Below are 21422 nucleotides of genomic sequence, written 5' to 3'. Positions count from 1 at the left end.
CAAATGACAAATTAATAACGATAGAGTTAGGAGAATTTATATAATGGGAAAATATTTCGGTACGGACGGTGTTAGAGGGGTAGCGAACCAAGAGTTAACACCAGAATTAGCATTTAAATTAGGGCGTTTTGGCGGACATGTGTTAATGCAGCACGCACCTGAAAATGAACACCCACGTGTTTTAGTTGCACGTGATACTAGAATTTCTGGACAATTATTAGAGTCTGCATTAATTTCAGGTTTACTGTCAGTAGGAATCGAAGTAATGCAATTAGGTGTTGTGCCAACACCAGCAGTTGCTTATTTAACACGCACACAAAATTGTGTGGCCGGTGTTATGATTAGTGCCTCTCATAATCCAGCAGAGGATAATGGTATTAAATTCTTTGGAGCGGATGGATTTAAATTATCTGATGACCAAGAAGAAGAAATCGAAGCATTATTAGATTCACCGGTTGACGAACTACCACGTCCAAGTGCAGAAGGATTAGGAACCGTTGACGAGTTCCATGAAGGAACAATTAAATATGTTCAATTTTTACAAACAACAATTCCTGGCGATTTGGAAGGTATCTCAGTCTGTCTTGATGCGGCACATGGTGCAACTAGCCCGCTAATAAACCAATTATTTGCTGATTTAGAAACTGATTTTTATACAATGGGTGACCGTCCAGATGGGATTAATATCAACAAAAATGTTGGATCAACTCATCCTGAAACTCTACAAGAATTTGTTAAAGAAAAAGGAGCACAAGTTGGTTTAGCATTTGATGGTGATGGTGACCGTTTAATTGCTGTTGACGAAAATGGTGAAATCGTTGATGGAGATAAAATTATGTTCATCTGTGCCAAACATTTAAAATCTAAAGGCCGCTTAGCCGAGAACACAGTAGTTTCAACCGTGATGAGTAATATCGGTTTCCATAAAGCAATTGAAGAAAATGGTATGGTTGCATTAAAAACACAAGTCGGTGACCGTTATGTAGTTGAAGAAATGCGTAAAGGTGGCTACTCACTAGGTGGAGAGCAATCAGGGCACATTGTCTTTATGAACTTAAATACAACAGGTGATGGCTTGTTATCTGCAGTTCAATTATTATCTGTTATGAAAGAAACAGGTAAATCATTATCAGAATTAGCAGCTGAAGTAACGATTTTCCCACAAAAATTAGTGAATATCCGCGTACGTGACAAACATACTGTTATGGATGAACCAGCTGTAAAAGCAGTGATTGAAGAAGTAGAAAGCGAAATGAATGGTGATGGTCGTATTCTAGTTAGACCAAGTGGAACAGAACCTTTACTACGTGTAATGGCTGAAGCTTCTACTGATGAAAAGGTTGATAGCTACGTAGATCGTATCGCTGATATTATTCGCGAAACCAGAGGAATCGAATAATAGATTAAAAAGCTAAAGTGATGTCGATGTGTCAAAGCATTGCATCGCTTTTTTAGCGATTAAGGAGAATGAAATGGAAAATAACTTAGCCTCAATAAGTAAAAGTGAACGAACAATCAATTGGTTTCAGTCACACCCAACAGTTCAACTTCAATGTATTCATTGTGGGGAAAATTTGAATTTGAAAGGCAAAAGTTTGATTTGTCAAAGTAATCATCAATTTGACATGAATAAACAAGGCTACTTTTTCTTAGCAAATAAAGCAATGTCAAATCGCTATGATCAAGCCTTGTTCACGTCGAGAAGACAAATTATCAGTCAAAGTCCATTATATGATGCCTTGCATGATAAATTAGAAATCATACTACGTCCTTATTACTCAGACAAATCACTGAGTATTCTAGATGCCGGAAGTGGGGAAGGCAGTCATTTATATCGTTTGACACAAACACTAGGAACTCAACATAGCTTAATCGGAATTGATCTAGCTAAAGCTGGTATCCATTTAGCTAGTGATTATAATGGTTATATCCTATCCTTAGTAGCAGATTTAACAAAACTCCCATTTGCTAACAAGCAATTTGACGTGATTCTTTCAATTCTTTCACCAGCTAATTACGAAGAATTTAATCGTGTCTTAAAAGAAGAAGGACACTTAGTCAAAATACTTCCCAACGCCGCTTACTTGAAAGAAATAAGGGACGCAATGGTGAAATTAGGCTACTTAGACAATAACCAGTATGAAAATGATTCAGTTTTAGAAGTGTTTTTACAACACTATCCAGAAGCTAAAATTGAAAGAGTTCAAGATACGGTTGCTTTAAATACGATTCAAAGACAAGCATTAGTAGAAATGACGCCTTTAACATGGCGTTTGACAGATCAAGAAAGACAGAGTCTATTAGAAGAAATGGGCACTACCATTTCACTAGATCTGACCATTTTGATTGCAAATTAAAAACATGCTAGAAAATGAGATTTTAACTTCATTTTCTAGCATGTTTTATTTTAAACTATTTCAGTACTTTCATTCTTTGAAGCATAACGCTTACGGTAAGTTGAAGGTGTACAGTGATTACTTTCTTTAAATGTTTTAGAGAAGTGTGAAGGTGAATGGAAACCAACCATATCGGATATTTTAGAAACCGTCACGTTAGAATGTGCGAGTAATTTTTCAGCTTCAGCTAATCTGACATGAATTAAATAATCAATGGGTGATAAACCAGTTTGTTGCTTAAATAGTCTAATTAAATAGTATTTGTTAATATTCACCAACTCTGATAAATCATCTAACGTCAGTTTCTTAGAGAAATTATCACGAATGTGTTGTTGGATAATTTCAATTTCATTATGCTTAACTTGGATGCTAGAGTCTTTAATAGATAGTTCATTATTACGTAGGATATGCACCATTACACACTCTAAGAGTTTCTTGAGGATGATTTCAGAACCACGGAAGCGCTGTTCTTTTTCAATTAAAGCTAAATCAAGATACTGTTTTAATGTTTGACTAGTATCCGAAATAATAAACAATTGATTTTCGGAATTGATTTCTAAAGAAGAAGTAAATAAGATGCCAGTTAACTTAATTTGAATCCATTCAATTTTGCGAATCGGTTCAATTTCAATGGATTGACGCGGGTTTAAAATAACCAAATCTCGTTTTTTGATTTCACCTTGATGGCCATCGTGCTTATAATTTAATGCGCCTTTATGAATATATAGTAAAATTAAATTATCTTCAGAATGAATTGTTTGAGCTTCTTCAACAGCAACTCTTTCTGATTCAATTGACTTCAGTTTAATCGACGCAGAATTCACATTAGAAATATACATTAAATTTACCTCCTTTTCCAAAAAGTACTCTGTAATATAACTATATGATACTACAATATAAGTGCAAATGAAACATTAGTTATAAAAAAAAAACATAAATACTATTGTTTTTTGATTAAATCTAAATTAGAGAAGATGTTTTGGTAATTTTTTTACAATCAGAGTTAATCGCTAGCTATCAAAATCAAACCGATAATTAAAAAATAGTAAGAAAATTATAGTTCAATGGATAGATTTTAAGTTTGTCTGTAAATTGTCTAAAACTATTTTGGTCAAAATCAATAAAAATTAAATATATTTTTATGTTAACCGGTTAACTTTAGGAGGACGGAGCAATCATTAATTGATACAAAAACGCTTCCTTACTATATAATGGATTACAAAGGAGTGATGAAATGAACAATTTTGTATATGATATTCCGACTAAAGTCTATTTTGGACAAGGTCAAATCAAGTATTTACCAAAACTGGTTGAAAATATTGGTAAAAAGGTATTGTTAGTCTATGGTGGCGGTAGTATTAAGAAAAGTGGACTGTACGATGAAGTGCAGCAACTGTTAAAAGGTTGCGAAATCTTTGAATTATCAGGTATTGAACCTAATCCAAGAATCGAGTCTGTACGTAAAGGAAGTCAATTATGTAAAGAGCATGGAATTGACTTAGTTTTAGCAGTTGGAGGTGGGTCTGTTATTGATGCATCTAAAGCAATTGCTGCAGCTGCTAAGTATTATGGTGAAGCTTGGGATTTAGTGATTGACCGTAAGTTAATCAAAGCAGCTTTACCTGTAATTACGGTATTAACGCTATCAGCAACAGGTTCAGAGATGAATTTCCATACCGTCATTACAAACTTTGAAACAAAAGACAAAATCGGAACAGGGAACCCTCATACGTATCCTTATGCATCTATCTTAGATCCAAGTTATACGTATACGGTACCTCGCTCGCAAACAGCTGCAGGAACTGCTGATATTATGTCCCATACATTTGAAAATTATTTCAGCACAACGGATACAGCTTATTTACAAGACCGCTTAGCGGAAGATATATTGAAATTATGTATTCATTACTTACCAATTGCTTTGGATGAACCAGAAAATTATGAAGCGCGCGCTAATTTAATGTGGGCAGCGACGACTGCGTTAAACGGGACGACAGCATTTGGAAAAGGTGACGCTTGGTCATGCCATGCGATGGAACATATTCTATCAGCTTATTATGACATTACGCATGCAGTAGGATTAGCGATTCTAACTCCACGTTGGATGGCCTACATTTTAAATGATAAGACAGTCGATCGATTTGCGACTTATGCACACAATGTTTGGGGGATAGCACACAGTGAAGATAAATTTGCGATGGCAAATGAAGCAATCGAAAAGACGTATCAATTTTTTGTGGACAGTGGTCTACCAATGACACTTCCAGAAGTTGGTATCGATGAGACTTATTTGGCAGAAATGGCAGAGAAAGTTGCACCGCGCTTGAAGTATTCTTATGTACCTTTAAATGCAGAGGATGTTGTGAATATTTACAAGGCATGTTTGACCCCTGGTAGTAAATAATAACAATAATACCTGTATCAAACCATTTTAAAGTTTGATACAGGTATTATTTTGCCTCTGGCGATATTCTGTAGGTGTTTGCTGGGTAATTTTTTTGAACGTACTACAAAAATGTGAAACATTATTAAAGCCAGCTTGCTTCGCAATATCTTTGACAGGGATATTGTGTTTTACTAATAGTTTTTTTGCATAAATCAAGCGTTGCTGGGTAACGTATTCAGATATTGACAAACCAACTTCTTCCTTAAATTGTCTGGATAAATAATAGTCAGAGAGATTAAATTTCTCGGCGATTGTAGGTAAACTCAAAGCTTCCATAAAGTGATGTTGTAAGTAGATTTGACAATTTTGAATTGCTTTTGACAAAGGCTTGTCAAAGTCATCTTGAGATAGCTCAGAAAGATTTGACAAGTCTTTAATTAGAATATTAACGAGTAACTGTAATTTTTCTTCTTTGGTCGGTAATTGTTGTAGTAACTCGTTAATAATTTGTTGGACCGTATGCCCAATCAAATAAGTGTTAAAGGAATAGGTATCATTTAGAATAGCGACCTTTTTAAACTGGTTGTCCTGTATAAAAGTAGGTCTAAAATTTCCAACTTGAACTGAAAGCGCTTTAAAATAAGTGTTTTCAAAATAATCCAAAGTGAACTCTAGATAACGTGGAATAATAATAACTTGGTTGGCTTCAATCACTTGTTGATGTTGAAGTGCACTAAATTTCAATTGCCCCTCTATGAGATAGAAAATTTGTGTGTCCAATGAATAGGTGATACTGTCAAAATTCGGTATTTCAGACGTGATATAGGTATAACGGTTTGCATTATATTTAGCCAATGAAGGACCGTTGGAATGAGTGGGTGAATAAGAGTAAGACAAAAAAATTCAGCTCCTTGTAAAAAAATAAAATAAAGACTTTGACAAAGGTCAAAGCCTTTATTACTAGATTATTTACTTAATAAGCTTGCAGCAGCTTTATCAACGATGACTGTTACATTATCGTGATTTTGAAGTGCGCTAGCTGGTAATTCGTTTGTAACAGGCCCTTCAACCATTCCCTTAACTGCTTCTGCTTTACCTTCGCCAAAAGCAAGTAATAGAATTTGTTTTGATTCTAAAATCGATGCAATACCCATGCTGTATGCTTTAGAAGGAACATCTTCAGCTGAAGCAAAGAAACGTTTGTTGGCTTCGATTGTAGAAGGTGCTAAATCGACTAATTGAGTGTGTCCGTTAAAGTCAGTACCAGGCTCGTTGAAACCAATATGGCCATTACCACCGATTCCTAATAATTGTAAATCAACAGGGTTCGCTGCTAATATTTTATTATAGCGTTCAACTTCTGCGTCGGAATCTGTGTTAGTACCATCTGGCAAATAGTTAGCTTTAAATGGTTTTTTATTAAATAAATGTTCGTTCATAAAATAATTGTAACTTTGAGCGTGATCACCGGCTAAGCCATAATACTCATCAAGGTTAACCGAAATTGAGTCTGTAAAATCGATATCTGAATTAACCATAATCTCGTATAAAGCCTCTGGCGTTGAACCAGTAGCTAAACCAAATACTTTTGCATCGTTGGCTAAAGCTTCTTGAAATACTTCAAATGCTTTTTGCGATGCTTCTTGAATAGTATCAAAAACGAATACGTTCATCATAAACCTCCTAAAATTTTTATAACACAATATAGTATATTTTATCACAAGCACAAACTATTTTCAGTAAATAACGTCAAATAAATTTTGTTTTTTTAGGACAAGGTGTATGATAATGTTAAAATAAATATGGAGTATAAGGTAAAGAAAATTAGGAGGAAATCAGATGATCAAACATATCTTTGCTAAAGCAATTGTTTTAACAGGGGAAGTCATTAATAATGCTTATTTAACAATCGAAGACGGCAAATTCACAAAAATTTCTCAAGATAAACCAGCTAATGGAGAAATCATTGAGTATCGTGATTCAATAATTGCACCAGGCTTAGTTGACACACATATTCATGGTTACCAAGGCCATGATGTCATGGATAACGATTTAGAGGGGTTAAAAGTTATGTCAGAAGGACTTTTATCTTGCGGTGTAACATCATGGTTGCCGACTACTTTGACAGCTTCTACTGAAGAGTTGGATGCAGTTTGTCAAACAATTGGTGAGCATTATTTAGAAGTAACCGGCGCAAAAATTCGTGGTATTTTCTTAGAAGGTCCTTTCTTTACAGAAAAATATAAAGGTGCACAAAACCCTAAATATATGGGAGATCCTTCGATTGAGAAATTAGACAAATGGAATGAGCTGTCAAATGATTTAGTAAATAAAATTGCGATTGCTCCCGAAAGAGAAGGCGTTACTCCATTTATCCATTTTGCCACGGAAAAAGGTATCAGCACTGCATTGGCTCATAGTGACGCAACATTTGAACAAGCTGAAAAAGCTGTTCAAGCAGGTGCAACTATTTTTATCCACACTTACAATGGAATGAGTGGTTTGCATCACCGTGAACCAGGCATGGTTGGAGCTGCGTTGGCTTTAGATAATGTGTACGCTGAAGTCATCTGTGATGGGCACCATGTTCATCCAGCTGCTGCGAAAGTTGTAAAAAAAGCTCGTGGAGCGGAAGAGATGGTTTTAGTAACAGACTGTATGCGTGCTGGTGGATTAGGTGAAGGGAAATCAACTTTAGGCGAATTTGATGTAGTCGTAAAAGATGGTCAAGCACGTCTAGCTGATTCAGGTAATTTAGCAGGCTCAATCTTAGAACTAAAAGATGCTGTCAAAAATATTGTTAAATGGGGTGTCGCTACATCGGCAGAAGCATTAAGAATGGCTTCATTAGCACCTGCTAAATCTGTAGGTATTAGTGATGTATGTGGTCAAATCGCACCTGGATTTGAAGCCGACTTTATTGTTTTGAATGCTGATATGGATTTAGAAGCAACTTATTTAGATGGTGAGTTGAGATATCAAGCTTAACCAAATGATGACTATTTCGCCGTTAAATTACAGAATATAGTTGAATGATTATGCTTTTGCTACAAAATGATTACAAAGACTGTTTCGTCAGTAGTTTATGCTAGAATACAATTGAACAGAACGATAAGGAGGGGATTTTGTGCGTATAATTAGACAAATGCTTGTCAGTTTTTTAGCAATTGCATGGATAATAAATTTTGGCCATTTTCCAATAAGTTCATCTGAAAGTTTAGTCAGTGCACAGAATGCGCCAACTTCAAGTTCTAATAGTGTTCAAGATAATCAGACAAATCAAGACGAAACAGCGGAATCTAGTAATGATTTACCGCCAGAACCACCAAAAGATTTTGAGTCTAGTGAGCCAGAGCAAAGTTCAGAGTCATCTATTGATCAAACAGACGAGTCCACTATAGGTGAATCAAGTTCAACTGAATCGAGTTCAACTGAATCAAGTTCAACTGAATCAAGTTCAACTGAAGCGAGTAGTGAAACGAATTCAAGTTCTGAAGCTAATAATGATGAGACCAGTGACTCTCACTCAACTGAAAGTTCAGTAGAAAATGATGAGACGAATACGGTGAAAACACCTGTTCAACAAATTATACCGGGAAGCTTAATGATTAAGCCGACAAATATTCTCGACCCAGTAAATATTGCAATAACAGTTCGACGGATTGCTAGTTATTATGGCGACTTACTAAATAAGCATTTAAGAGTGTTTATACCCTTTGCTCAGAAAATGATTTTTCCATATGGCGAAGCAGTGATTGAACCAGTGAACGAACAATTAATCTACTATTTAGAGAATATCTTAACTATTATAACAAATTAAAGGAACAATCGATGAAGCTGGAAATTCCAAGCTGAATCGATTGTTTTTTTTAAATAGACACCTTAGGATGTGTTACAATAAGAGAGTCATAAAATGAGTTTAGGAGATACTGCCAAATGATAAAAGCAATTATATTTGATAAAGATGGTACCTTGATTGATTTAGGCAATACTTGGGATGAACCAACAATTCATGCGATGGATGTTATGTTGGAACTAACGGATTTAAGCTTGGTAGAAAAAATAAAATTTAAGCAAAAAATCGGTGTTGAAGCAACCTGCATTGTACCTAATTCAGTGGTTGCAGCAGGCAGCATTTCGGAACAGGCTGCCTTACTATCAGAAGTTGTTCCTTTGCCAATAACTGAAATAGCACTGAAATTGGAACAATTATATTTAGATTATATTGTTCGTTCTGACGTTGAGCTAAATGTCATCGCTCATGCAGAAAGTACATTAAAAGCATTAAAAGAAAACTATGTAATCGGTTTGGTGACAAATGACAATCGAAGCATCACTGAAGCGAGCTTAGCTAAAGCAGGTTTAAATATTTACTTCGATTATATCGCTTGTGCTGATGACTTTAAGCCTAAGCCCGATCCGATAGCTTTACACGATTTAAGTGAAAAGTATGGCATTCAACTGGATGAAATGATATACGTTGGCGATTCAAGTGTTGATATGATCTATGGCAAATATACTCAAGCAGCAATTGGTTTTGCCTTAGAGGACGAACATCTCGTTCATTTGTCAGAAGCGGATTACATTATTCGCTCATTTGAGCAATTACCAGCCATTATTCAGTCGATTAATAAAGGGAAGAAGGAATGAAACAATGAATAAATATGTCAGAATATTATCAGCTGCTGTCTTAATGAGTCTCTCTTGTTTACCGACAGTTTCAGTCTTAGCTGAAGAAGGTAAAGTTAATATATCACCTGTAGAAAAAATTGAAGAATTAATTGAAACAGAAACATCAGAAGTTGTGGAAGAATCTGAAGCAATTTCAACTGAAGAATCGATTGAATTCGAAGAAAATGTTGAAGCAACTGCAGACTTAACAGAGACGGTTGACCCATCAGTTCCACATACATTGATTGCTGCGATAAAAGACCAGCAAATCCATACTACTTCTGATGTAACATTTTTTGAGAATACATCTGTAGATACCTTTAATGAATACTCACGAGCATATATTCGTGATGAAGATATTTATTATTTTATTATGTTAGATAGTCAAACACTCCCTGAGATGTTTATGTTATCGCTTGAAGATAACGAAGTGATGAGGTCATTTACTTCAGTTGATGACTTAATGGGCTTAGCTGCAGAAGCTTTAAATACGGACCCTGAAACATATGTAGGCACGATTATTGAAGATTTTTATCAAGTCAGTCAGGAAAATATGGACTTACTCACTGAAAAATTTGTTGAGGAAACAGAAATTAATCCTGCTCACGAGACAGTATTACGCGAGACACAAGCTTTAGATACATTTATGTTGGATGTGATTGCTGAATGGTTACAACATGAAAGTGTTAATGGCACAGGTGTTGAGGTGGACGACGGCATGGTATTTGGATTGGATGAGGTAACGGAGCCTGTTTTCGCAGAAATTGTTGCCAAGCATGCAGCCGATTATCCAGAGTTAGAACCTTTACTCGCACAATTTTCAACTGGTTATCAAGGGAATGTAGCGTTGAACTTTGAATTAGGTGAATTAGGCTTAGGCATCGTAGGTGCAGGTGGCGGCATCCAATACTTTATTCGTTTAGAAGAGTTTGAAATTCCAATGCCCACAGACGAGCAATTATTAAGTAAAGAAGAGTTTGTGGAGCTAGTAGGTTTTGATATTATTGCAGAGTATCGTACAATGCGTTCTGAAATCAGAGAAGCTGCAGAGTAAGGTGGGGGAATATGTTTGAAAAAGAAGCCGTTCCATTAACAGCTGTCTGGCAAGATCGAATTAAAGGTAGTTGGTGGAAAGCTCCTTTAATTATCTTAGCTTACTTTTATCTGCGCGTTTTATTAGAGCTCGAAGTGGTTAAGCGAGGACTGGCTAATATGCCCAATAGCTTATCCGCAGAAGCGCTATTAAGTGGCGAAGGCATAATGAAGGCGATGGCAGAAGCTGAAATATTCTACCACCTTCAAGCCTTTATATTATTAGGCTTAGTATTACTCGCAGTCCATCTGTTCAAATTTAAGCTCTTTTCTTTTAAGGAATTGAGCCGAAAGGGTATCCTGCAAATAATTAGTTTATTTGTTATATTTATCTTGGTGCAAATTCTGTTCGGTCAACTAATCGAGTGGTTAATACCAGGCTATGAACAACCTGAGAATCAAACATTATTAATCCAATTAATGCAAAATACGCATCCAATCGGCATGTTTATTAACATTGTGATTTTAACCCCTATTATAGAAGAAATTATTTGTCGTGGTTTAATAATGAAATATACTTTTTCCCTAATGCCAGTGATGGGTGCCTTTGTTTCAATGGTTTTCTTTACTTTGTTACACAGCCCTTCAAATATTGGGGATTTCATGATATATTTCATTCTAGCGGCTGGAATCACATTAGTGTATTGGAAATCAAGAAAATTAGAGTATGCGATACTCTTTCATATGCTTCAAAACTTTCTGGGTTTCATCTCGATTTGCTTGCTGAAGTGAAAGATGATATAATTAGGATTATAATGTATATATACTGCAAACAGAATATAAAAAGAATATAAAAAGAAAGAAGAGGAGGCTCATTATGGCTGATTATGAGTGTCTAACTGATCACGAAATTGATCAAGAGATGGATAAGGTGCAAGATCTTTTAGAAGCGGCAAACCTTGAGCGAAAAGCGACGGTGTTTAAAGTTTTAGGTGACTTGAACCGAGTAAAAATTGTTGAAGTATTAATGAACTATGACCGTTTATGTGTATATGAAATTTCACGTTTTATTGATGCGTCAGTCGCAACAACATCACATCATTTGATTACGTTGCGTAAAAATAGCATCATTAAATCTGAAAAAGAAGGTAAACGCGTGATTTACTCATTGGAAGACAATGAAATTTCAGATTTAGTTAATACTGCAAGTCACTTAAATATTGAATGTCGTTCATCTAGACAAAAGAAAACATTCGCATAATTTACAAATGGTTAGAAGCTATTTAATCCCCTTTAATAGGTGGTTGAGTAGCTTCTTTTTTTATAATATAAGGACTTATAAGCTCTATGTTGATTTACCTAGCAGCTTATTGTTTTCCAGGCGGAGGTCGCTTTCAAAGCCTCACTAAGGTTCAGACTTTTCCAGTTAAATCGACTAGGCTCTGTCTACTTCGTTTTCTTTATTGATAGTCAGAGCAAGTTACGCCAATTGCCCTTAATACCGCTTTGGGCAACAAGTCACTGAGCTACGCTTAGTTTTACAACAAAAATAACGTTGTAAAACTGCTAAATAGAATTTAATGATCTCAGACTAGCTCAAAGATTTTATGTGAAAAGATTGATTGATGATTAGAGCGATGGCGTGGCGTATTCACGGTGCTACTCTAGCCGAAGGTCCGCGATAATCGACTAGAATAAGACCTTCGGCTAAAAATCTGAAGTAGCAAGAGTCTGCACAACTTTAAGTTGCTCGAGAGAGGGTCATTTTAATAATGATGCGATTTTTCAAAATCGCTATCACCTGTCTATATTGAGGCGTTCCTAGGGAACGCAACCTTTTGAAATAATTTAACAAGGTTGAATGGATGATTGAATAGATGGTGGGGGAGCTGGTTATGACTTGCGATTCAATCATGTTCTAGCTCAGCCCTTTCTGTGGCCTAAGAAAATATCGGGTTTAATGCAGAAATTCGAATTTGCCCTGTTTTATACAAGAAACATCTGAAAATTATCAGGATTTGTAAACGAGTACAACCTATATGCTACTCGCAATGGTATAATAATTCAAAGAACAGTCAAGCAAATTAGGAAGGGTGAAAAACGTTGGATATTGCAGAAAGAAGTTTAGCGTTACACGAAGAAAAGGCAGGAAAACTATCAGTAGAGAGCAAGGTAGCCATTAACAGTCGAGACGATTTGTCCTTAGCTTATACACCTGGAGTGGCAGAACCGTGTAAGAAAATTGCTGAGGATGTGGAAGAAGCTTATCGATATACAGCTAAAGGAAATTTGGTAGGCGTCATCACGGATGGAACAGCAGTTTTAGGTCTAGGTGATATTGGACCTGAAGCAGCGATGCCAGTTATGGAAGGTAAAGCCATTTTGTTTAAAGAATTTGCGGGAGTTGATGCTTTCCCGATTTGTTTAGCAACAAAAGAAACAGATGAAATCGTTCAAACAATCGTCAACCTGGCACCGACTTTTGGCGGCATTAACCTTGAAGATATATCTTCACCACGCTGTTTTGAAATTGAAAAGCAATTGGATGAAAAATTGGACATCCCTGTTTTCCACGATGATCAGCACGGAACGGCCATTGTAGTGTCGGCTGGTATTCTAAATAGTCTAAAATTAGTGAATAAACAACTAGATGAAATAAAAGTCGTGTTAAACGGTCCTGGTGCAGCTGGAACTGCGATTGTGAAGATGTTATTAGAACTAAACGTTAAAGACGTTGTCGTCTGCGATGAGCATGGCATCTTATATGAAGGACGCCCGGTCCCACTGTTTGATCATAAGTTAGAGTTGGCGAAAATAACGAATAAAGAAGGTCTAACAGGCGATTTAAGCCAAGCCTTAGTGGGCGCCGATGTCCTTGTAGGCGTTTCAATCGGCGGAATTGTGACGGAAGCGATGATTCAATCGATGAACCGCGATGCAATCGTCTTTGCGATGGCCAATCCAGTGCCAGAAATTATGTACCATGAAGCAAAGCAAGCAGGCGCACGTGTTGTGGGAACTGGGCGTTCAGACTTCCCTAACCAAATTAATAACGTACTCGCTTTCCCTGGAATTTTTAAAGGCGCGTTAGCAGTCAGAGCGACGACAATTAATGCTGAAATGAAATTTGCGGCTGCTCAAGCAATTGCTGACATGATTCCTGCTGATGAATTGACAGAGGAGAATGTCATACCAGAAGCGCTTAATAAGGAAGTAGCGAAGCAAGTTGCCCATTATGTTGCGCAAGCGGCTATCGAGACTGGTGTCGCAAAGCGTATTGAAGGAGAAATATAATGTACCGAATTGAACGTGATTCACTAGGAGAAGTAAAGGTCCCGACAACTGCCAATTGGGGCGCACAAACCCAAAGAAGTTTAGAAAATTTCAAGATTGGTGAAGAAAAGATGCCAGCTGAACTCATTAAAGCCCTGATTCAAATTAAACAAGCTTGCGCGCGAGTAAACGAACAAGAAGGAAAGCTTTCTAAAGAACACAGCCAACTCATCCAAAATACGACCCAAAATCTCTTGGAAAATTTTAGCGAACAAAAACATAATTTCCCGTTGTCTTTATGGCAAACAGGCAGTGGTACTCAAACAAATATGAATGTTAACGAGGTCATTGCTCACCTAGCTTCAGATGAAGGTAGTATTCATCCAAATGACCACGTGAATATGTCGCAAAGTTCTAATGATGTTTTCCCGACGGCCATGCATATGGCTGCTTATGAAAGTTTACATCAACAATTAGTACCTGAGTTAGAAGCTTGGTTGCTGGAACTGAATCAATTAATGACGCAACATTTGACTACGGCTAAACTGGGTCGTACACATTTACAAGATGCGACGCCTTTGACTTTCGGCCAAGAAGTGAGTGGCTGGAAGATGATGGTTGAGCGTAGCTTAGAGTCATTGCGTTACAATAGTCAGCTGCTACTTGAACTAGCGATTGGCGGTACGGCTGTTGGTACGGGTATTAATGCGTCGGAATCTTTCGGGAATAGTGTTGCGAGTGAACTAGAAACCATCACCCAATGGCCGTTCGTGAGCGATCGGAATAAATATTTCGCCTTGACGAGTCATCAGCCTATGTCGGTGGTGCATGGGGTGCTGCGGGCTTTGGCGGCTGATTTGATGAAGATTGCGAATGATATTCGTTGGTTGGCGAGCGGACCTAGGGGTGGTTTTGGTGAGTTGACGTTGCCGAGTAATGAGCCGGGCAGTTCGATTATGCCGGGCAAGGTGAATCCGACGCAGGCCGAGGCGTTGACGATGATTGTGGCGCAAGTGATGGGGAATGATGTGACCATTCAGATGGCGGCTAGTCAGGGGAATTTTCAGTTAAATGTGTTTAAGCCAGTGATTATTCATAATTTCTTGCAGTCGGTAAATTTATTAGCTGACGGGATGCGGTCGTTTAGAGAGAAGTGTTTAGTTGGGCTACAGGTTAATGTGAATAAGATGTCGGATTCGGTGGCATCATCTTTGATGTTAGTAACGAATTTAACGCCGCATATTGGTTACAGTAAAGCAGCTAAAATTGCTCATAAAGCTTTAGTTGAAGAGACTTCTTTAGAAGCAGCGGCTTTAGCTTTGGGTTATGCGACGCAAGCTGAGTTGGCAGAGTGGTTAGATGTACAAGCAATGATTTAAGTTATTGAATTTACTTAGCTCGACTTGTTGAAGTGGGTCACTTATTAATAGATATTTAGACAGAGTTTAGTTAAAATTAACAAGACGAGTAAAGGGGGAATTCTTATGTCGAAAAAAGAAAAGCCAGAAGAATTAGAAATTAAAGTTGAAACGTTTGATTATAATTTAAATCCTTATCAAACGGTAACGACAGAATTAGATGAGCACAATGAACCGCATGTTGTGTTAACCAATATTGAGGAACCAAGGCGAAAGCAAGTGCCAGAGTATACATCTCAATTGCGTGGCCGAATCGTTGAGATTCCTAAAGAAATCTATGAAGCTTCTGGGATTATGATTTTCGGAAGCCGTATTAAATCTTTACTATTTACGACAGACGTGGCGATTATTCGTAATAGTAATGCACAATCTGTTATGGCTGTTTATCCTTTTACACCGCAAGGGGCAATTACGCAGTCGATTATTAGTGCAGCTTCGATTCCTGTATTTGTAGGTGTCGGCGGTGGGACTACGACAGGCCAAAGAAGTGTGCAGTTAGCTTTCCAAGCTGAAATTATGGGAGCCTATGGTGTAGTTGTTAATTCACCGATGAAAAACGAAGTCATCAAGGAAATTAATAAAACTATTGATATCCCATTGATTGCAACTATTTCAAGTTTCCATGATGATTTTATGGGGAAATTAGAAGCTGGTGCAGATATTTTGAATATATCTGGAGGTGCCGAAACGGTCGACTTAGTCAAACATATTCGTGATACGGTTGGACCGGACGTGCCGATTATTGCAACGGGGGGACCTTCTGGTGAAGCGGTAAAGGCAACGATTGAAGCAGGCGCGAATGCGATTACCTATACACCGCCAACATCTGCAGAAATCTTCGCGGAAGTTATGAAGAAATACCGTCATGACTTAGATGAGTCTACTGAGGATGCCTCTCATTAGGTTCATATTTTGTCTGATTGAGGGTTTTGAAAGTTTATTCTGTGGAATTTGTCAAAAGTTGTGTCAAATGACAAAAAGTAGTTAACTTACTCATTTTTACGTGCTATAATGTGTTTGAAAGATAGAAAGGGGAAAATTATGTTTAACGAAAAAGATATTATTGCTGTTAACACTTTACGTGCTTTAAGTGTGGATCAAGTTGAAAAAGCAAACTCAGGACACCCGGGATTACCGATGGGTGCGGCACCTATGGCTTATGCATTGTGGGCAGGACATTTAAATATTAACCCTAAACAATCAAAATGGATTAACCGCGACCGTTTTGTATTGTCTGCAGGACACGGTTCAGCATTATTGTACAGCTTGTTACATACAGCTGGTTTTGATGTATCAATCGAAGATCTAAAGAATTTCCGTCAATTAAATAGTAAAACACCAGGACATCCTGAGGTAACACATACAGATGGTGTTGAAGCAACAACGGGTCCTTTAGGACAAGGGATTGCTCAAGCTGTTGGGATGGCTATGGCAGAAACGCATACAGCTGCTTTATATAACACACCAGAACATAACATCATCGACCACTTTACATTTGCTTTAGTCGGTGACGGTGACTTAATGGAAGGGATCTCTTACGAGGCAACTTCATTCGCTGGTAAACAAGAATTAGGTAAATTAGTTGTACTTTATGATTCAAATGACATCTCTTTAGATGGTGATTTAAATCAAGCCTTTGTTGAAGACGTTAAAGGACGATTTGAAGCACAAGGTTGGCACTACTTACGTGTTGAAGATGGTAATGATTTAAACGCTATCTCAGAAGCAATCGCAGCAGCGAAAGCTCATACAACACAACCAACAATTATCGAAATTAAGACAGTTATTGGTTATGGTTCTCCACAACAAGGAACTGCAAATGTTCACGGTAACCCATTAGGTGCTGATAACTGGACAGCAACTAAATCTGTTTACGGTTGGGAACATGAAGCCTTTAACGTACCTGCTGAAGCAGCAGAATTATTCGAAGAGAAAGTAACTCAACGTGGAGCAGCAGCATACGCAGAGTGGGAAAAAGCTTTTGAAGCTTATGCAGCAGCAGAACCAGAAAAAGCAGCCGCATTGAAATTAGCTTTCTCTAACGAATTACCAGCTGATTACGCTGAGTTATTAACATTAGCAGATGTGGATACAAATGCTGATGCAACGCGTAACTCAAGTAGTAAAGCAATCCAAGCAATCGCTGAAAAAGTACCATTCTTCTGGGGTGGATCAGCTGACTTGTCTGGCTCAAACAAAACTATGAATAATTCATCTGAAGACTTCATGCCAGAATCACGCGATGGCCGTAACATTTGGTTCGGTGTACGTGAATTTGCGATGGCAGCGATGATGAACGGTGCCGCTTTACATGGTGGTAACAAAATTTATGGTGGAACATTCTTCGTATTTACTGATTACTTGAAAGCAGCTGTACGTTTATCAGCAATTTCAGAATTACCAGTAACTTACGTAATGACTCATGACTCAATCGCAGTAGGTGAAGATGGACCGACGCATGAACCAATTGAACAATTAGCAGCTTTCCGTGCAATGCCTAACTTAAACGTAATGCGTCCAGCAGACGTTAATGAGACATTCGTATCATGGAAAATTGCAGTTGAATCACAAACACGTCCAACGATGTTAGTATTAACTCGTCAAAACGTACCAGTATTACCAAACTCTAAAGCATTAGCTGAAGAGGGTGTACGTAAAGGTGCTTATGTTATTTCTCCTTCAGAAGCAGAGACACCAGAAGGTATCTTAATTGCTGCTGGTTCAGAAGTTTCATTAGCAGTAGCGACTCAAGCTAAATTGAAAGAACAAGGCATTGATGTGTCCGTTGTTTCAATGCCAGCACAAAACTTATTCGATGAGCAATCAGCTGAATACAAAGAATCAGTATTACCAAATGCTGTTCGTAACCGTTTATCAGTGGAAATGGGATCAACATTTGGTTGGGCTAAATATGTAGGTCTTGATGGTGTAACTTACGGAATTGATACATTCGGTAAATCAGCACCTGAAAAAGAAGTGCTTGCAGATTACGGCTTTACAGTTGATAACATTGCGAAAGTTTATACTGACGCATTCAACAAATAAGCAATCTATTTTAAAGAGTTACTTACAGTTCGCTGTGAGTAACTCTTTTTTATTTTAAGGGATTATAAGTTTTATGTTGATTTACCAAGCTTTGTACATGTCTCAGCTTATTGTTTTCCAAGGCGGTGGTCGCTTTCAAAGCCGAAAAGGGCGTTCGTCTTTTGCAGCTCAATTGGTTAGGCTCTGACTACTTCGCTTTCTTTATTAATAGGCAGAGTAAGCGATTCTATTAGTAACGATGGATAGTCCTTTGTCTATATCGGTACCGCTTTGGAAAACAAGTCGCTCATCTACGTTAAGTATTCCAACAAAAGTAAAGCGATATAATCAAGTTATACTGCTAAACAGAATTTAAAGACCTCGGACTCGTCCGAGGTGTTCCGACTAGAATAGCGATTAAGACTTTGAAACGGAGGCATGACTCCAAACTTTCTTGAAATACTCGTGTCCGAGTTTTCGAAACGAGAGTACGACTTACTGTCTATCGGGCTCAGGGTTCTAAACTGAGACACGATTCCAAGCTTTTTAATAAAACTTCACAGTAAGGATGAAACTTTATTTGTCGGTGTGATTAGATGAAAGATAATCGCTAGTGTGATAAAATTTAAGTATTCTTAAGAAATAATTTTAATAAGGAGGGGCGCCAATGAAGCTGCCTAAACCTCGAACGCGATCTATTAAAGCCATGCTCTTATTAATCATATTTGTGATTCAAATCATATGGTTTATCAGCATGTTTAATAGTTTGGTCGCATATTCTGTGTGGTTAGACGTTATCTTAACTATTTTTTCATTTCTGATGATTTTATATTTGGTCATTAAGAACGAATCCCCTGCTTATCGTACTAGTTGGATTATTTTGATAACATTATTTCCAATTTTTGGCGGATTATTTTACTTTTTATTCGGTAATAAGCGACCAGCTAGTCGTATGGCTAAGAAAATTCAGACACAAGTTGCCAAAGATTTAGATAAAATGTCCGAAGTTTCTAGTGCAAAAGAACTGTTAGTAAGCCGAGATTTTCGAGTAGGAAGTTTGGCAAATTATATTAATAATTATGCGAATATGCCGGTACATACCAATACGGATGTCGAATATTTTCCGAGTGGTGAATCTATGATGGAGTCTCTAATCCGTGATTTGAAGACCGCCGAGAATCATATATTTGTCGAATTTTTCATCATTGAAGGTGGGAAGATGTCCGGTGCCATCTTTGATGTATTAAAGGAAAAAGCAGCTGCCGGTGTAGATGTGCGCTTAATTTATGATGATTTTGGTTGCTTGATGCGATTATCAGAGGATTTTGATGCGCAAATGGAAGCGATTGGGATTAAAACGTTAAAGTTTAATCCGATCAAACCGAATTTAACGTTGGCATATAACACACGTGATCACCGTAAAATCATTGAAATTGATAGTAAGATTGCATACACAGGTGGTTTAAATCTGGCTGATGAGTACATTAATGCGGTTGACCGGTTTGGTTATTGGAAAGACAATATGATTCGCATTCAAGGTCCAGCCATTTGGAACTTAACAACTTTATTTCTGGATATGTGGAATGCTTTTTATCCGACCGATGAAAGCTATGATGAATTCCGTGATTATGCGAAATTTGTGGAAACTGAGGCGATGATGGATCAGCCAGAAATCGTCGCAAGTAAAGGATTTGTTCAGCCTTTTGGAGACTCACCGCTCGATGATGAGGCATTGGGAGAGAATGTTTACCGAGATATTCTAAATATTGCGGAGGATTATGTTTACATTTATACGCCCTATTTAGTCATTTCTTATGAGCTCCAACAAGCGCTGACTTTAGCTGCTAAACGCGGAGTCGATGTACGTTTAATGACACCAGGAACACCTGACAAGAAGACCGTCTACCGTATGACGCAATCTTATTATGCACCATTATTAGAAGCCGGTGTCCGAATTTATGAGTATACACCAGGTTTTTTACATGCGAAGACGTTTATTTGTGACGATAAAATTGCTTCAATCGGGACAATCAATCTTGATTACCGTTCATTATATTTACACTTTGAGACAAGTACAATGCTTTATTATCACCCAACAATTGAAACAATTAAGGCGGACTTTTTAGATTCACAAGCAGATTCTCAAGAGATATTTATTGAAGACACACACACAAGTTTTATCGGACAAATTTGGGAGTCCTTACTGAGATTAGTCGCACCTTTTGTATAAAATAAAGGCAAAATATTTTATAAGGAGTGGTTGTCATGAAATGGGAAGATTTAAGAAAAAGTCGCAATATTAAAGATCAACGAGGGCAGTCATCTGGCCGTCAGTCATCAGCCAATCGTGGATCTTCAATGCAAGGAAGCAATATGGGTTCGAGCTTACTTTGGATGCTGTTAGGTTCAGGTGGCGGTAAGGGCAAGTGGCTACTAATAGCGGTGGTCGCTTTTATGTTAATAGGTGGTGGCGGTAGCGGTTTGTTTGATTTAGGTTTTAATACAGATAATTCAACAACGACGAACCAGACTACCAATACTAACTTTGAGTATGAAACATCGAACGCTGATGTTTCGGATGAAGAGTATGATTTTTTAGCAGCGGTTTTAGGCAGTACTGAAGATTATTGGACAGAAGAGTTTGCCCGCTATGACTTAGATTACCGCTATCCAACTTTAGTCGTTTTTACAGGTAGTGTGCAAACGAATGGCTGTGGTTTTGGAACGACTCAAGTCGGTCCCTTCTATTGTCCAGCAGATGAAACGTTATACATTGATTTTCAATTTTACCGTGACTTAACGACTCAATATGACGCACCAGGTGATTTTGCGATGGCATATGTAGTCGCGCATGAGGTTGGACATCATGTTCAAAATTTAGTCGGTACAATGGATCAATATAATGCAGCGATTCGTCAACTATCCGAAAAAGAAAAGAACGCTTTAAACGTACGACTGGAATTACAAGCTGATTACTATGCAGGTGCTTGGGCTAGCTTCGTTGAAGGAGAAGGCATCTTGGAAAGTGGCGATATTGAAGAAGCAATGCAAGCTGCGCATGCAGTTGGTGACGATACGCTTCAAGAACAAGCTTATGGAAGAACCGTGCCAGATAGTTTTACACACGGAACCTCTGAACAAAGGCAAGCCTGGTTTATGCGTGGTTTTGAAAATGGCACGTTATCAGGTGGGGATACATTTAACGAAGCAATTGATTAATAT

The 21422-nt window shown here is 37.6% G+C and carries 18 protein-coding genes; 15 read left to right on the top strand and 3 right to left on the bottom strand.

Annotation, left to right across the window (positions count from 1 at the left end):
- Positions 1-43: 43 nt before the first annotated feature.
- Positions 44-1399, top strand: a complete 1356-nt coding sequence (gene glmM, locus GF867_RS09620; protein WP_153832895.1) for a phosphoglucosamine mutase — start codon at positions 44-46, stop codon at positions 1397-1399.
- Between the two features lie 73 nt (positions 1400-1472).
- Positions 1473-2357 (top strand): methyltransferase domain-containing protein, encoded by an 885-nt coding sequence (locus GF867_RS09615; RefSeq protein ID WP_153832894.1) that lies wholly within the window; start codon positions 1473-1475, stop codon positions 2355-2357.
- A 50-nt stretch (positions 2358-2407) separates the two neighbouring features.
- Here GF867_RS09615 and GF867_RS09610 read toward each other — a convergent pair whose 3' ends face one another.
- Entirely contained in the window at positions 2408-3235 is an 828-nt protein-coding gene (locus tag GF867_RS09610) for an AraC family transcriptional regulator (protein WP_153832893.1), read from the bottom strand.
- Positions 3236-3630: 395 nt separating this feature from the next.
- Here GF867_RS09610 and GF867_RS09605 point away from each other — a divergent pair, with 395 nt between their 5' ends.
- Positions 3631-4800, top strand: coding sequence for an iron-containing alcohol dehydrogenase (locus tag GF867_RS09605; protein ID WP_153832892.1), 1170 nt, complete (start codon positions 3631-3633; stop codon positions 4798-4800).
- A 27-nt stretch (positions 4801-4827) separates the two neighbouring features.
- On the opposite strand, the gene GF867_RS09600 is transcribed toward GF867_RS09605, so the two are convergent.
- Together GF867_RS09600 and GF867_RS09595 are read right to left on the bottom strand one after the other, a co-directional pair.
- Complete coding sequence (locus GF867_RS09600; protein WP_153832891.1) at positions 4828-5679, bottom strand: helix-turn-helix domain-containing protein; 852 nt, start codon at positions 5677-5679, stop codon at positions 4828-4830.
- A gap of 68 nt (positions 5680-5747) precedes the next feature.
- Entirely contained in the window at positions 5748-6455 is a 708-nt protein-coding gene (locus GF867_RS09595) for a glucosamine-6-phosphate deaminase (protein WP_153832890.1), read from the bottom strand.
- A 166-nt stretch (positions 6456-6621) separates the two neighbouring features.
- On the opposite strand from GF867_RS09595, the gene nagA reads away from it, so the two are divergent.
- The 12 genes from nagA (at position 6622) to ypfJ (ending at position 21419) form a co-directional block, all read left to right on the top strand.
- Complete coding sequence (gene nagA, locus GF867_RS09590) at positions 6622-7770, top strand: N-acetylglucosamine-6-phosphate deacetylase (RefSeq protein WP_153832889.1); 1149 nt, start codon at positions 6622-6624, stop codon at positions 7768-7770.
- Between the two features lie 139 nt (positions 7771-7909).
- The gene (locus GF867_RS09585; protein ID WP_153832888.1) at positions 7910-8602 is read left to right on the top strand and encodes a hypothetical protein; all 693 of its coding nucleotides are present in this window, start codon (positions 7910-7912) and stop codon (positions 8600-8602) included.
- A 116-nt stretch (positions 8603-8718) separates the two neighbouring features.
- Positions 8719-9432, top strand: a complete 714-nt coding sequence (locus GF867_RS09580; RefSeq protein ID WP_153832887.1) for an HAD family hydrolase — start codon at positions 8719-8721, stop codon at positions 9430-9432.
- Positions 9433-9436: 4 nt separating this feature from the next.
- The gene (locus GF867_RS09575; protein ID WP_153832886.1) at positions 9437-10507 is read left to right on the top strand and encodes a hypothetical protein; all 1071 of its coding nucleotides are present in this window, start codon (positions 9437-9439) and stop codon (positions 10505-10507) included.
- 11 nt (positions 10508-10518) lie between these two features.
- Positions 10519-11277: a CPBP family intramembrane glutamic endopeptidase gene (locus GF867_RS09570; RefSeq protein ID WP_153832885.1), complete on the top strand. Its 759-nt coding sequence runs from the start codon at positions 10519-10521 to the stop codon at positions 11275-11277.
- A gap of 85 nt (positions 11278-11362) precedes the next feature.
- Positions 11363-11746, top strand: coding sequence for an ArsR/SmtB family transcription factor (locus GF867_RS09565; RefSeq protein ID WP_153832884.1), 384 nt, complete (start codon positions 11363-11365; stop codon positions 11744-11746).
- A gap of 842 nt (positions 11747-12588) precedes the next feature.
- On the top strand, positions 12589-13779 hold the full coding sequence (locus GF867_RS09560; protein WP_153832883.1) for an NAD(P)-dependent malic enzyme: 1191 nt from the start codon (positions 12589-12591) through the stop codon (positions 13777-13779).
- Positions 13776-15137, top strand: coding sequence for a class II fumarate hydratase (locus GF867_RS09555; protein WP_366927811.1), 1362 nt, complete (start codon positions 13776-13778; stop codon positions 15135-15137). The genes GF867_RS09560 and GF867_RS09555 overlap by 4 nt, the downstream gene beginning before the upstream one ends.
- A gap of 105 nt (positions 15138-15242) precedes the next feature.
- Positions 15243-16079, top strand: a complete 837-nt coding sequence (locus GF867_RS09550) for a beta/alpha barrel domain-containing protein (RefSeq protein WP_246168187.1) — start codon at positions 15243-15245, stop codon at positions 16077-16079.
- Positions 16080-16217: 138 nt separating this feature from the next.
- Positions 16218-18221: a transketolase gene (gene tkt / locus GF867_RS09545; protein ID WP_153832881.1), complete on the top strand. Its 2004-nt coding sequence runs from the start codon at positions 16218-16220 to the stop codon at positions 18219-18221.
- Positions 18222-18867: 646 nt separating this feature from the next.
- Complete coding sequence (cls, locus tag GF867_RS09540; protein WP_153832880.1) at positions 18868-20430, top strand: cardiolipin synthase; 1563 nt, start codon at positions 18868-18870, stop codon at positions 20428-20430.
- A 35-nt stretch (positions 20431-20465) separates the two neighbouring features.
- Positions 20466-21419 carry a KPN_02809 family neutral zinc metallopeptidase gene (ypfJ, locus tag GF867_RS09535; protein ID WP_153832879.1) on the top strand — a complete coding sequence of 318 codons (954 nt, stop codon included), beginning with the start codon at positions 20466-20468 and terminating at the stop codon, positions 21417-21419.
- Positions 21420-21422 lie beyond the last annotated feature (3 nt).

The sequence above is a fragment of the Fundicoccus ignavus genome, from assembly GCF_009659375.1.
GTDB classification, from domain to species: Bacteria; Bacillota; Bacilli; order Lactobacillales; family Aerococcaceae; genus Fundicoccus; species Fundicoccus ignavus.
The sequence above is the reverse complement of the archived record's forward strand: the minus strand, read 5'-3'. Positions and strand labels throughout refer to the sequence as shown.

What these genes read in the sequence shown, in the direction of transcription:
- ypfJ (WP_153832879.1), top strand. Translation starts at nt 20,466, where the DNA reads ATGAAATGGGAAGATTTAAGAAAAAGTCGCAATATTAAAGATCAACGA.
- GF867_RS09580 (WP_153832887.1), top strand. Translation starts at nt 8,719, where the DNA reads ATGATAAAAGCAATTATATTTGATAAAGATGGTACCTTGATTGATTTA.
- GF867_RS09565 (WP_153832884.1), top strand. Translation starts at nt 11,363, where the DNA reads ATGGCTGATTATGAGTGTCTAACTGATCACGAAATTGATCAAGAGATG.
- GF867_RS09615 (WP_153832894.1), top strand. Translation starts at nt 1,473, where the DNA reads ATGGAAAATAACTTAGCCTCAATAAGTAAAAGTGAACGAACAATCAAT.
- nagA (WP_153832889.1), top strand. Translation starts at nt 6,622, where the DNA reads ATGATCAAACATATCTTTGCTAAAGCAATTGTTTTAACAGGGGAAGTC.
- GF867_RS09570 (WP_153832885.1), top strand. Translation starts at nt 10,519, where the DNA reads ATGTTTGAAAAAGAAGCCGTTCCATTAACAGCTGTCTGGCAAGATCGA.
- cls (WP_153832880.1), top strand. Translation starts at nt 18,868, where the DNA reads ATGAAGCTGCCTAAACCTCGAACGCGATCTATTAAAGCCATGCTCTTA.
- GF867_RS09595 (WP_153832890.1), bottom strand. Translation starts at nt 6,455, where the DNA reads ATGAACGTATTCGTTTTTGATACTATTCAAGAAGCATCGCAAAAAGCA.
- GF867_RS09605 (WP_153832892.1), top strand. Translation starts at nt 3,631, where the DNA reads ATGAACAATTTTGTATATGATATTCCGACTAAAGTCTATTTTGGACAA.
- tkt (WP_153832881.1), top strand. Translation starts at nt 16,218, where the DNA reads ATGTTTAACGAAAAAGATATTATTGCTGTTAACACTTTACGTGCTTTA.
- GF867_RS09610 (WP_153832893.1), bottom strand. Translation starts at nt 3,235, where the DNA reads ATGTATATTTCTAATGTGAATTCTGCGTCGATTAAACTGAAGTCAATT.
- GF867_RS09550 (WP_246168187.1), top strand. Translation starts at nt 15,243, where the DNA reads ATGTCGAAAAAAGAAAAGCCAGAAGAATTAGAAATTAAAGTTGAAACG.
- glmM (WP_153832895.1), top strand. Translation starts at nt 44, where the DNA reads ATGGGAAAATATTTCGGTACGGACGGTGTTAGAGGGGTAGCGAACCAA.
- GF867_RS09575 (WP_153832886.1), top strand. Translation starts at nt 9,437, where the DNA reads ATGAATAAATATGTCAGAATATTATCAGCTGCTGTCTTAATGAGTCTC.